11 protein-coding genes are annotated in these 12,667 nt (G+C 31.4%); 7 read left to right on the top strand and 4 right to left on the bottom strand.

Translation table 11 applies throughout. From position 1 onward, the window contains the following. The first annotated feature begins 16 nt into the window (after positions 1–16). From ABHQ57_RS11970 to ABHQ57_RS11955, 4 genes are all read left to right on the top strand, one after another. Complete coding sequence (locus ABHQ57_RS11970; protein WP_159490708.1) at positions 17–814, top strand: ABC transporter ATP-binding protein; 798 nt, start codon at positions 17–19, stop codon at positions 812–814. Positions 815–879: 65 nt separating this feature from the next. Further along, complete coding sequence (locus ABHQ57_RS11965) at positions 880–1,914, top strand: M28 family metallopeptidase (protein ID WP_196781634.1); 1,035 nt, start codon at positions 880–882, stop codon at positions 1,912–1,914. Between the two features lie 231 nt (positions 1,915–2,145). After that, positions 2,146–3,315 carry a histidine decarboxylase gene (locus ABHQ57_RS11960; protein ID WP_099213805.1) on the top strand — a complete coding sequence of 390 codons (1,170 nt, stop codon included), beginning with the start codon at positions 2,146–2,148 and terminating at the stop codon, positions 3,313–3,315. Positions 3,316–3,369: 54 nt separating this feature from the next. Continuing rightward, a complete protein-coding gene (locus ABHQ57_RS11955; protein WP_167714058.1) occupies positions 3,370–4,011 on the top strand; it encodes an outer membrane beta-barrel protein in 642 nt (213 codons plus the stop codon). Between the two features lie 42 nt (positions 4,012–4,053). Here ABHQ57_RS11955 and ABHQ57_RS11950 read toward each other — a convergent pair whose 3' ends face one another. The 3 genes from ABHQ57_RS11950 to ABHQ57_RS11940 all read right to left on the bottom strand — a co-directional run bounded on the left by ABHQ57_RS11950 (position 4,054) and on the right by ABHQ57_RS11940 (position 7,046). After that, the gene (locus ABHQ57_RS11950) at positions 4,054–5,151 is read right to left on the bottom strand and encodes a methyltransferase (RefSeq protein ID WP_167714059.1); all 1,098 of its coding nucleotides are present in this window, start codon (positions 5,149–5,151) and stop codon (positions 4,054–4,056) included. 20 nt (positions 5,152–5,171) lie between these two features. After that, the gene (locus tag ABHQ57_RS11945) at positions 5,172–6,704 is read right to left on the bottom strand and encodes an FMN-binding glutamate synthase family protein (RefSeq protein WP_167714060.1); all 1,533 of its coding nucleotides are present in this window, start codon (positions 6,702–6,704) and stop codon (positions 5,172–5,174) included. A gap of 90 nt (positions 6,705–6,794) precedes the next feature. Then, complete coding sequence (locus tag ABHQ57_RS11940) at positions 6,795–7,046, bottom strand: type B 50S ribosomal protein L31 (protein WP_047789607.1); 252 nt, start codon at positions 7,044–7,046, stop codon at positions 6,795–6,797. Between the two features lie 197 nt (positions 7,047–7,243). Between ABHQ57_RS11940 and ABHQ57_RS11935 the strand changes: the two genes are divergently transcribed. Both ABHQ57_RS11935 and ABHQ57_RS11930 read left to right on the top strand, forming a co-directional pair. Continuing rightward, positions 7,244–8,284 (top strand): glutaminyl-peptide cyclotransferase, encoded by a 1,041-nt coding sequence (locus ABHQ57_RS11935; protein ID WP_159490643.1) that lies wholly within the window; start codon positions 7,244–7,246, stop codon positions 8,282–8,284. A 9-nt stretch (positions 8,285–8,293) separates the two neighbouring features. Continuing rightward, positions 8,294–9,790, top strand: a complete 1,497-nt coding sequence (locus ABHQ57_RS11930; protein ID WP_167714061.1) for a hypothetical protein — start codon at positions 8,294–8,296, stop codon at positions 9,788–9,790. Between the two features lie 760 nt (positions 9,791–10,550). Here ABHQ57_RS11930 and ABHQ57_RS11925 read toward each other — a convergent pair. Next, positions 10,551–11,840: an amidohydrolase family protein gene (locus ABHQ57_RS11925; RefSeq protein WP_167714062.1), complete on the bottom strand. Its 1,290-nt coding sequence runs from the start codon at positions 11,838–11,840 to the stop codon at positions 10,551–10,553. 74 nt (positions 11,841–11,914) lie between these two features. Between ABHQ57_RS11925 and ABHQ57_RS11920 the strand changes: the two genes are divergently transcribed. After that, positions 11,915–12,595 (top strand): SDR family oxidoreductase, encoded by a 681-nt coding sequence (locus ABHQ57_RS11920; protein WP_167714063.1) that lies wholly within the window; start codon positions 11,915–11,917, stop codon positions 12,593–12,595. Positions 12,596–12,667: the final 72 nt, after the last annotated feature.

The following is a 12,667-nucleotide window of genomic DNA, read 5'->3' as shown; positions in this document are numbered from 1 at the left end:
AGTTAAACTAGCAAACATCAAGCAACAACAAAAACATATCGTCTTACAAACAGAAAATCTTTCAATAGGATACAAATCAAAAAAGCAAGAAACAGTTATTGCTTCAGCTATTGATTTAGCTATCGAAAAAGGAAAATTTGTTGCTTTGTTAGGTAAAAATGGAATTGGAAAATCAACCTTACTCCGTACCATTTCTAAGGTTCAAAAACCTTTGAACGGAATTATAAAAATCAATCAAAAAGAACTTTCAACCTACACCAGTCAAGAATTATCTACTACCCTAAGCTTAGTATTAACCGAACGTTTACCCCTAAGCCAGCTAACTGTTTTTGAACTCGTTGCTTTAGGACGTCAACCCTACACCAACTGGATTGACAAACTAACTCAAGAACATCTAAAAAAAATTCTCTGGGCAATTGAACAGACAGAAATCTCCCATTTAAAAGATAAACGATTTTATGAATTGAGCGATGGTCAGCTACAACGAGTACTTATTGCTAGAGCTTTGGCTCAAGATACTGAAATCATTATTTTAGATGAACCTACTGCTCATTTAGATATACATCATACATTCAAAGTGTTTTCTTTATTAAAAAAACTCGTAAAGAATACAAGAAAAACTATCATTATATCTACCCACGAAGTGAATTTAGCCATTCAACTTGCAGATGAATTCATACTTCTTTCTGAAAAACAACTATATACAGGTACTTCACAAGACTTAATTAGTAAAAATGCTTTTGAAAAACTTTTTCCAAAAGAATTAATAAGTTTTAACAAAACATTAGAACAATTCGTTATCAAGAAAAATTAAATTTGAGCAATTGTAACATTTTCTTACTTTTGAAACTAATCGAACTAAACAAACCTTAACTATTGATGAAAAAATTACTTTTTATGGCTAGTGCAATTGCATTGGTAGCATGTGGTTCTAGCAAAGAAACAGCTAGTACTGATAATGATACTACTGATTTTGCAGCTAAATATGCCAAAACTATTACTGCAAAAGATTTAGGAAAACATCTATTTATCTATGCTTCAGATGAATTTGAAGGAAGAAACACGGGGGAGCCTGGACAAAAAAAAGCGGTAAAGTATTTAAAAGATTTTTATGTTAGTCAAGGAATAGTTTCTCCTTTAGGTGGTGATGATTACTTTCAAGAAGTACCTTCTGAATACTTAAGTAACAACCGTAGAGGAATGACTTTAAAAGATTCTGAAAATGTTGTTGCTTTTATCAAAGGAACGGAAAAACCAAATGAAATAGTAGTTATTTCAGCTCACTTAGATCACGAGGGAGTTAAAAATGGAGAAATATACAATGGTGCCGATGATGATGGATCAGGAACTGTAGCTATTTTAGAAATTGCTGAAGCTTTTAAACAAGCTGCCGATGCTGGTAAAGGCCCTAAACGTTCTATTTTATTTTTACACGTTACAGCTGAAGAAAAAGGTTTATTAGGATCTAAATATTATACTGAAAATCCAATTTTCCCATTGGCTAATACTGTTACCAACTTGAACATTGATATGATTGGTAGAGTTGATGACCGCCATAAAGGAAATCCAAATTATGTATACTTAATCGGTTCTGATAAGTTAAGTACTGAATTACATAACATTTCTGAAGCGATGAATAAAAAATATACTAACATCGATTTAGATTATAAATATAACGATGATAACGACCCTAATCGTTTTTATTATCGTTCTGACCACTATAATTTTGCTAAGCACAACATTCCTATTATTTTTTATTTTAATGGGACACATGCCGATTATCACAGACCAACTGACACTCCTGACAAAATCAATTATGAAATGTTAGAGAACAGAACTCGTTTGGTTTTCCATACAGCTTGGGAAGTTGCGAATCGTGAGAATCGTGTTGTGGTTGATAAAGCCGCAGAATAAGGTCTAATCAAATTTAAATTATAAAGTTTAAAAGCTCATCTAAATTAGATGGGCTTTTTATTTTCTTTAATATTACTCTTAAAATATATCTCCTTTTACACTTAAAAAAGAACCCTAACCAGATTATTTATCTACTAAAAAAAATAAATTAGAAAAATAATCTAAACACCAAACTAATACCTGATAAATAACATTCCTTAGTTTACATTTGCCCGCTTAAATTTTAATACTATGGTTAACGAAGGGAAATTATCATTAGAAAATCAACAAAAACTAGATAAATTACAAGAAGAACTAGCTTCTGCTCGCGATACTTTTTTAGGATATCCTGTATCAAAAGATTTCGATTATTCAGAATTAAATAAATTTTTTCAATATCCAATTAACAACCTTGGTGATCCTTTCGAACAAGGCACTTATCGTGTACGAACTCATGAAATGGAACGTGAGGTTATTGCATTTTTTGCAAAACTATTTAGAGCAAATCCGAAAGATTTTTGGGGGTATGTTACCAACGGTGGTTCAGAGAGTAACCTGTATGGTTTATACATTGCTCGTGAATTATTTCCTAAAGCTATGGTATACTATTCTGAATCTACTCATTATAGTGTACGTAAGAATATCCATTTATTAAATATTCCAAGTATTGTAATTAAATCGCAAGAAAATGGTGAGATGGATTATGAGGATTTTGAAAACACTGTTCGTATGAATCGTCATAAACCTGTAATAGTATTAGCTACTTTTGGTACTACTATGAAAGAAGCTAAAGACGACATAGGTAAAATTAAAGGAATTTTACACAACCTAGCAATTCAAGATCATTATATTCATTGTGATGCTGCTTTAGCTGGCTCTTTTGGACCATTCATGCAACCTCGCCTTCCTTTTGACTTTATGGATGGTGCAGACAGTATATCTATTAGTGGACATAAATTTATTGGTTCACCAATCCCAACTGGTGTATTAATGGCTAAAAGATCAAATAGAGATAGAATTGCTAAAGGTATTTCGTACATCGGCTCTTTTGACACTACTATTACAGGCTCTCGTAACGGACATTCTCCTTTATTCTTGTGGTATGCTTTAAAGCAATTAGGTGTCGAAGGTTTACAACAGCGTTATCAGCATAGTTTAGCTGTAGCTGAATACTGCGAAGCTGAATTACAAAAAATTGGAGTAAATGCTTGGAGAAACCCTAATGCAATTACTGTTGTATTACCAAAAACTCCACAAAGTATTAAAGATAAATGGCAGTTAGCTACTGAAGGGAACATTTCTCATGTTATTTGTATGCCTAACGTAACAAAAACTCAAATTGATGAATTTGTAAATGATTTAAAAAATTGTACAGAACAAATTATTGAAGAGGAATTTTCCTATGATTTTTCATTAAGCTAACCTTTTATTAATCTAAGACAAGTACTTTTGATTGCTATAAAAGAAAATTTAATTATGAAGAAATTATTATTAAGTACAATGCTACTTGCATTGTCATTTGCTTATGGGCAAGAAAAAAAAGAAAATGAAAAATTAACTATTGAAAAAGATACGTGGTATGTTGGTGGGAATGTTTCTTTAGGACACACCAATTCCGAATTTGAAGATTCACCTAATACTTCTAAGTATTTTAATTTTAACTTCTCCCCTAAGATAGGTTATACTTTCAACGACAACTTAATTCTAGGGTTGGGCTTAGGGTATGGATACACGGAAAGCGAGTCAGGAAACACAACAAATAATCAAGTAAACACAACTAATCATTTTAGAGTTTTCCCTTACATCAAAAAATATTTTCCTGTTGGAAAGAAATTGACTATTTCGTTACAAGGAGAATTTAGGTATAGCTATTCAGAATATGAAAAAAATGACGTTTTAAATTCTAATGGAGGGCATACAAACGAGTATTTTATTGGTGTTCGACCAGGAATAACTTATTTCTTAAACAAAAATTTAGCTTTAGAGGCTAACATAGGAACTTTAGGATACAATAATGCTACACAAAAGTCCGGGAGTCCATCAAAAAGAACTTGGAGTTCTTTCAACTTTAATATAAACTCAACTGATTTAATGTTCGGTTTATCATATTATTGGTAGTATTAAAGTTTACAAATCAAACAAGAAACGCTAAGAAAATTCTTAGCGTTTTTTTATACATTCTATTATTTGAAACTTTTTATTTTGTTCTAACACACTCACCGAAGTAAAAAGCTTTGTTAAGTGCGTACTATAATTCAAATGTGAATTAGCAACTAACAAAAATCTTCCATTATTTTTCAAACAATTTTCTACTCCTTTAAAAAGGTTTAGTGCCACTTCAATATTATTCTCATATTCAAAATGAAAAGGAGGGTTCGATACTACTAAATCAAAAGAATTTTGTTTTACCCCCTCTAAAGTATCATCACATAAAAATTCTGCTTTTTTTCCTTCTAAGTTAATTTTAGATGATTCAATAGCTAAGTTAAAATCATCTACTAAAGTTACTGCTGTTTGTGGACTTTGATTAGCAACTTCATAAGCTATAATTCCATTTCCAGAAGCTACATCTAATACTTTTAACTCCTCTGTTTTAACTTCTAAATTTTCTAAGAAAAATTGCGTTCCTATATCTATGCTTCCAGAAGAAAACACACCGTAATATTGCTGTAAGACTTTGCTTTTCCACTGGATGGTATTAATTAGATCCTTCTGCTTGACTTCTTTTTTAGGTACTTTTAAAATCAACAAACGTGCTTTTTTCCATGCTTTTGACTGAGTAACCTCTTCAAAATATTGTTCAGCAACTTTTATAAAAGAAACTGAAAAATATTTAGTCATAAACCCACAAACTACTTCAGTATTTTCATGTGAAGCTTTATGTATTTGTTGTAAAAACAACTCAAACAACTCTAATGACTTTGGAATTTTAATCAATGCTAAATCAACACTCTCTAAGTTGTCTAAAGGAGTTTTAAAATCGACTTCCGTAGAAATGTTATTCAGTTTTAAATTTTGACGAATTGCTTTTTGCTGACTAGCATACGTCCAAACAGTCGTAACTTTTTTATGCTGTAAAGCGCAATTCCACACTCCAAAACGGTCATTAAAAAGGTGTAAACCCTCTATATACTTATCGGTTATATAATCTAACACTAAGAGTTCAGCGTTACTCCAAGCTCGTAAACTTTTATCGGAAGTATTGGGGTAACGCTGTAATTGATATGTTTTTGAATTTATTTTTACTCTAGTATCCAATTTTAACTAGTTTTCTTTATTTAACTAACTAAAACCTTTTCTTTAGTGTAGTAAACTTTATCTAACGAAGTTATTTCTCCTGTTCTTTTTCTTCTAAAAATGTGTTTTGCCTCTACATCTTCAATTGAATCTTTTCCCATAGCTGCAACCATTTCTTTAATGGCACTAATTGTCTTATTATGGTAATTCTTTACACGCATATTCTTATACTTAACTACCAAAGCCTTTACTAAGTCCTTCTCTTGTGTTGCTACACCCACAGGACAAGTATCTAAATTACATTCACGTGCCTGAATACAACCTAAACTTAACATAAAGCTACGAGCCATACCAATTGCATCGGCTCCTAATGCTAGATATTTAATCACATCAAAAGCATCAATAGCTTTACCACTTGCAATAATTTTTATTTGGTCTTTTAGTCCGTATTTTTTCAACATCTTATTTACAAAAGATAGTCCTTCTAATAACGGTGTACCAATGTAGTTTGAAAACTCTAAAGGTGCTGAACCTGTCCCTCCTTCTCCTCCATCAACAGCTATATAATCAGGATAATTATTAGCATCAGCAAAAGCTTTAATCATCGCTTCAATTTCATCATTGTCTCCAACACAAAACTTAATTCCAATAGGTTTCCCTCCTGATAACTCTCTTACTTGCTGAATAAACGCAACCATTTCATCAAAGTTAGAAAAAGCATCATGTGCCGGTGGTGAATCTACTCGTGTAAAAGGCTCTACAGAACGAATTTCAGCAATTTCTTTTGTGTTCTTTTTTGCTGGAAGAATTCCACCATGACCTGGTTTAGCTCCTTGTGAAAGCTTTATTTCAACCATCTTTACCTCTTCTCTAACAGCATTTTTCTTAAAAACCTCAGCATCAAAAACACGTTTACCATTTACACTTTTCCCTGCTCCAAAATACCCTGTACCTACCTGAAAAATTAAATCTCCTCCTTGTAAATGATAAGGAGAAACTCCTCCTTCACCTGTATTATGTGCAAAACCACCCATTTTAGCACCTTGGTTTAATGCCATAATTGCATTTTTACTCAACGAACCAAAAGACATTGCAGAAATATTGATTATAGAAGAGTCATATTTTTGTGTACACTTATCTGAACCAATAAGTACTCTTTCTCCTTTAATATGATGATGGTCTTTAGGAAATAGTGAATGTTTTACAAACTCATACCCCTTTGCATATACATTATGTTGGGTACCAAAAGGTACTGTTTCAATTTCTCTTTTTGAACGCTGGTAAACAATACTTCTTTTTTCACGATTAATAGGCTTTCCGTTTAAATCGTCTTCAATAAAATACTGTTGAATTTTTTCTCTTTCTTCTTCAAATACCCAACGTAAACGAGCAATTACTGGAAAAGCTCTCATTAATGAATGCTTTTTTTGAATAAAAGCATCATATATTGCTAACAGAGTAACTGCTGTAGCTACTGTTAGTAAAATGTAATTTCCCATATCTGGCATGAAATAAACTAACACACCACATAAAATATTTATTACAATAACAACAGATAAGATAGTATCTCTCATTTTTTTTATTTTTTTGCAAAAATACAATTTTAGCATAAAAAAAGCTCTGACATATAGCCAGAGCTTTCTTGTATATTTGAATACTTGAAATTATTTTTTGAATTTCGCGTACTTATTTTTGAACTTATCAATACGCCCTGCAGTATCTACTAACTTAGACTTACCAGTGTAGAAAGGATGTGAAGTTCTTGAAATTTCTAATTTAATTAATGGATACTCAACTCCTTCTACTTCTAAAGTTTCTTTTGTGTTAGCAGTTGAACGTGTTAAAAAAACATCTCCGTTAGACATGTCTTTAAACGCTACCATTCTATAATTTTCTGGATGTATACCTTTTTTCATCTCTTGTAAATTTAAAATCTTTTATTTTTGTTGAAAAAATTATAAAGTTGGTAAAGCTTTATAGTTCTTTCATATATCAAAAACCTGCAATGGCTATTTGAGGGTGCAAATTTAACCCTTTTTTTTAATTTGCAAACAAATAATTTGCTTTAATTTGTAGTACATCTTTATAAACTATAGAAAATAACATTTTATATATGCGTTTTTATAAACTTTTATCATTAGGATTAACTACTTTACTCATAACTTCTTGTAGTGAAACTAATTACAAATTTAAATTAAACACTACTAAAAAAACCACTCTAGGCGAAAAAGCTGCTATTAAGTTTGAACAATTGAAGGGGGAGCAGATAGATTCTGTACACCTTTATGTAAACAACAAACGTGTAAATACTAACGAAACAAGTGTTACTATTAATACTGCCGATTTTGGTGTAGGAAAACATGCTGTTACCGCATTGGCTTTTTATCCTAATAAATCAAAAAAATTAAACAACTCTATTGAGATTTTAGCAAAAGAGGCTCCTGCTGTATACTCTTATAAAATTGTAAACATTTACCCACATGATAAAGGAGCCTATACTCAAGGACTAGAATATAAAAACGGTTATTTATATGAAAGTACGGGGCGAAACGGTGAATCTACTTTACGAAAAGTTGAATTAGAAACTGGAAAAGTTTTACAAAAGATAGATTTGGATGAAAAATACTTTGGTGAAGGAATGACCATTTTTAATAATAAAATTTATTGGTTAACATGGCACGCTCGAAAAGGATTTATATACGATTTTGAAACATTTAAACAACTTGGCAGCTTTAATTACACCAATAGTAATCAAGGATGGGGATTAACACATAACGGTTCTGAGCTTATTAAAACGGATGGAAGTAACAAAATTTGGTTTTTAGACGCCAATAATCAGCAAGAAAAAAGAAGTGTTCAAGTATACACAAACAAATATCCCGTTGATAATTTAAATGAAATTGAGCTAATAAATGGTAAAATTTATGCTAATAAATGGCAACAAAACTCAATAGTTATTATCAATCCAGAAACAGGTGTCGTTGAAGGTGTAGCTAACTTAAATGGATTGAGAGATATTGTTGCTAAAGATCAAACTTTGGAGACTCAAGATGATGTACTAAACGGAATTGCATATGATTCTGAAAACAATCGTTTATTTGTTACAGGAAAACATTGGGGAAAATTATTTGAAATAGAATTAATCAAACAATAATCCTAAACCATGAAAAATACCCTTCCCATACTAGCACTTATTCTATCCATTATTGTAATATCTTGTAGAAAAGACTTCAATACAGTACCTAGTTATGGGAAGTTACAGTTTTCAAAAGACACCGTATTTCTAGACACTGTTTTTAGCAATATAGGTTCTGCTACGTATAACTTAAAAGTATACAATAAGAGTAGTAAAACTATTACAATTCCAGAAATCAAATTGGAAAATGGAAATACTTCAAATTATCGATTGAATGTAGATGGATTAGCTGGTGACAGTTTCAATAATATTGATATTTTGGCAAATGATAGTATTTATATTTTTATAGAAACTACTATTAATGTTAACACCATTACCGATCCTTTATATACTGATAAAATATTATTTGATAATGGAGAAAACCAACAAGATGTAGATTTAGTTACTTTAGTACAAGACGCTCATTTTATTTTTCCTTCTAAAAACAGTTCGGGTATTGAAACATTAACTATTAATGGTAAAGAAACCGAAATTCAGGGTCGCTTTTTAACTGACGAAGAACTAACCTTTACTAATGAAAAACCTTATGTCATTTACGGTTACGCTGCTGTACCATCAAGTAAAACACTAACAGTTGAAGCCGGAGCTAAAATTCATTTTCACAATAATTCAGGCTTAATTATTGATAAAGATGCAAACTTTAAAGTGAATGGAACTTTAGATGAAAAAGTAATTTTTGAAGGAGACCGATTAGAACATCAGTTTAGCGAAATTCCAGGACAATGGGGAGCTATCTGGATACGTGAAGGTAGTTTTAACAACGAACTAAATTATACTCAAATTAAAAATGGAACTGTTGGACTTCTTGTTGACGGACAAGATACCTCCTCTCCCACGCTAACAATAAAAAATACTGAAATATATAACAGTTCAAACTATGGTGTTTTAGGTAGAAACACACATATTGAAGGAGAAAACTTAGTAATAGGTAGCGCAGGACAATCTGCATTAGCTTGTACTTTTGGTGGTAAATATAACTTTGCCCATGCTACTTTTGCTAACTTTTGGAACAATAGTATTCGTCAATTACCTTCGGTTTTAGTCAACAACCACATTAGTTATCTTAATAATGATAACCAAGAAGTTACAGAGACTAATGATTTGGTTACCGCTAACTTTATAAACTGTATTATTGAAGGAAACAACAACGTTGAATTTATTCTTGATAGAATTGATGGTACAACCTTTAATTACTCGGTTGAAAATTGCTTAATAAAATTTAATGACCTTAATAATTCATTCACAGATAATACTGAATTGAATTTTAATGATACTGAACATTATCAAAATAACATTTTAAACGGAGAGCCTAACTTTAAAGATGTTACTAAAAATGAGTTTATCATTGGTGAAAATAGTGATGCTATTAATAAAGCTAAACCTTCTGCTGTTTCTAATGATATTTTAGGTGTAGACAGAAGCACTTCCCCTGATATTGGAGCTTACCAACATACTAATTTTTAACTCTTCAAAAAGAGTCATTAAACATTAAAATATTTATCAAGCGATATATAGCTTACAAGCTATAAAACGAATTCAAGTTAAAAAATATGTTACTTGTTTTTTTCGTTACATAACTTACCTGTAGTACACTTCTTTTCAACCTAAAAAACACTCCGTTCATCGAATTAAAAGTAATAGAACATAGAATCTAAAATATATTTGTAGTGTATTTGTTTCATTCATAGTAATAAAATAGATTAATTAGTTTGGTTAGTTGAGAGCTATTCTTTATTAATAAACATTGAATAGCTCTTTTTTAAAAAAGAAATCATTAAACATCAAAATATTTGTCGGGGGGCAACACTATAGATACGTATCTATAAATAAAAGGAATGCTGAGCATTCCTTTTTTGTTCTTTTTTATAAAATCTTTCCAAAAATAAATTCAAATTAAAAAACATGTTACTTGTTTTTTTTCGTTACATAACTTATCTGTAGTAGGCTTCTTCTCAACCTAAAAAACACTCCATTCATCGAATTAAAAGTAAAAGAGCATAGAATCTAAAATATATTTGTAGTGTATTTGTTTCATTCATAGTAATAAAATAAATTAATAAGTTTGGTTAGTTAAGAGCTATTCTTTATTAATAAAATTGAATAGCTCTTTTTAAAAAAAGAAATCACTAAACATCAAAATATTTGTCGGGGGGCAATACTATAGATATATATCTATAAAAAAAGGAATGCTTTGCATTCCTTTTTATTTTTAACGTACTGTTTTTCAATTCATAATTTCTTTATAAACCCTCCCACCTTTCATCACAAAAACTACTTTTTTCATCGTATGAATATTTTGAATAGGATCTTCTCCTACTGCAATGATATCTGCTACAAACCCTTTTTTAATCTGTCCTAACTCATTTTTCATGCCTAATAATGCTGCATTAGTCACTGTTGCAGACTGTATCGTTTCTATAGCAGGCATTCCTGCTTCAACCATGTACCCAAACTCTTTTCCATTCTTACCATGTTTAAAAACTCCTGCATCGGTACCAAAAGCTATTTTTACACCCTTTTTATAAGCTTTTCCAAAAGTTCCTTGTATTTGTGGACCAACAGCCAATGCTTTAGGCACTACAATTTCTGGATAAAAGCCTTTTACTTTAGCCTTCTCTTCTACTTCTTTTCCAGCTGTAATAGTTGGTACCAAATATGCATCGTATTTTTTCATCAACTCCATTGTTTCATCACTCATATAAGTTCCATGTTCAATCGTTTTTACCCCTCCAATTATAGCACGTTGCATTCCTTCATCTCCATGAGCATGAGCCGCTACATGCATTCCGTAATCTTTAGCTGTTTCACAAATTGCTTTTATTTCCTCAATAGTAAACTGCGGATTGTCTCCGCTTTTGGCCACACTTAATACGCCTCCTGTAGCTGTAATTTTTATACAATCTGCTCCATTTTTGTAACGCTGTCTAACCGCTTTTCGAGCATCTTCTACCGAATTTACCACTCCTTCTTTTGGCCCAGGGTTTCCTATTAGCTTTCTACTGCTTCCATTTGTTGGGTCTGCATGCCCTCCTGTCGTTGCTAAAGATTTCCCCGCAGTAAACACTCTCGGACCTACAATTTTTCCCGCTTTAATTGCTTTAGCTAAAGAAATATTAACCCCTGTTCCTCCCAAATCTCTTACCGTGGTAAAGCCGTTTAACAAAGTGGTTTCGGCAAACTTAACTGAGTTATAAGCTCTATCAGCATCATTCAAAATATATTTTTCCAATCTTGTTTTCGGACTATGTTCACTTTCAATATGCACATGCATATCAATCAATCCAGGCATTACCACCTTATCTTTCAAATCTATCGTTATATCATCAGTGTTTTCAGGGTTCACATATCCTTTTAACACATCAATAATCTTGTTACCTTTTACAATTATAGTTTGTTGTTCTTTTATTTTACCTTTTTCTGTATCAATTAATTTCCCACAAAATATATAGGTATTTTGAGCAAATGTTGTGATTGACATTGTTAGGAGAACCGCTAAAAAAAGTCTTTTTTTCATGATAATTTAAGAATGATTAAACAATAAATGTAGTGATTTTTATGTAGCTTGCCTTTTTAAATTTTGACAATTACATGAAGAACGTTGTTATTACAGGAACTAGTAGAGGTATTGGTTTTGAATTAGTACAGCAGTTTGCTAATCAAGGACATCAAGTATTAGCCTTATCAAGAAACACAAAACCTTTAGAACTGGTTAGCCACCCAAACATCACTATTATCTCTGTTAATTTATCGAACGAAAGAGATTTACAAAAAGCAGTTGAATTTGTTTCAACTAAATGGAAAAAGGTAGATATCCTTATCAATAATGCAGGAAAGTTGGTTAACAAACCTTTTGAACAACTAACTACGCAAGATTTTGAAGAGGTTTATAAAGTGAATGTTTTTGCAGTTGCTGAATTGACTAAAACCCTTCTACCGTTTATGCAAAAAGGGAGTCATGTGGTAACAGTGAGTAGTATGGGTGGAATTCAAGGAAGCATGAAATTTCCTGGATTAGCTGCCTATAGCTCTGCCAAAGGTGCTGTAATTACCTTATCAGAACTATTAGCAGAAGAATACAAAGAACAACAAATAGCTTTTAATGTATTAGCCTTAGGCGCTGTACAAACAGAGATGTTAGAAGAGGCTTTCCCTGGTTATGAAGCTCCATTATCTGCTAAAGAAATGGCTAATTATATTTTTGATTTTGCTTTAACTGGTAATAAATATTATAACGGAAAAGTGCTACAGGTTTCAAGCTCTACTCCATAATAAAATAACGTGTATCACTTTTAATGATTTTCGTTTAACATAACTGAAAAGAAAATTGTATCTAGAAGCATT

The organism is Tenacibaculum sp. ZH5_bin.1 (assembly GCF_042865525.1).
Classification (GTDB): Bacteria; Bacteroidota; Bacteroidia; order Flavobacteriales; family Flavobacteriaceae; genus Polaribacter; species Polaribacter mesophilus.
Note: the sequence above shows the minus strand (reverse complement) of the source record. Positions and strands in the feature narration are given on the sequence as shown.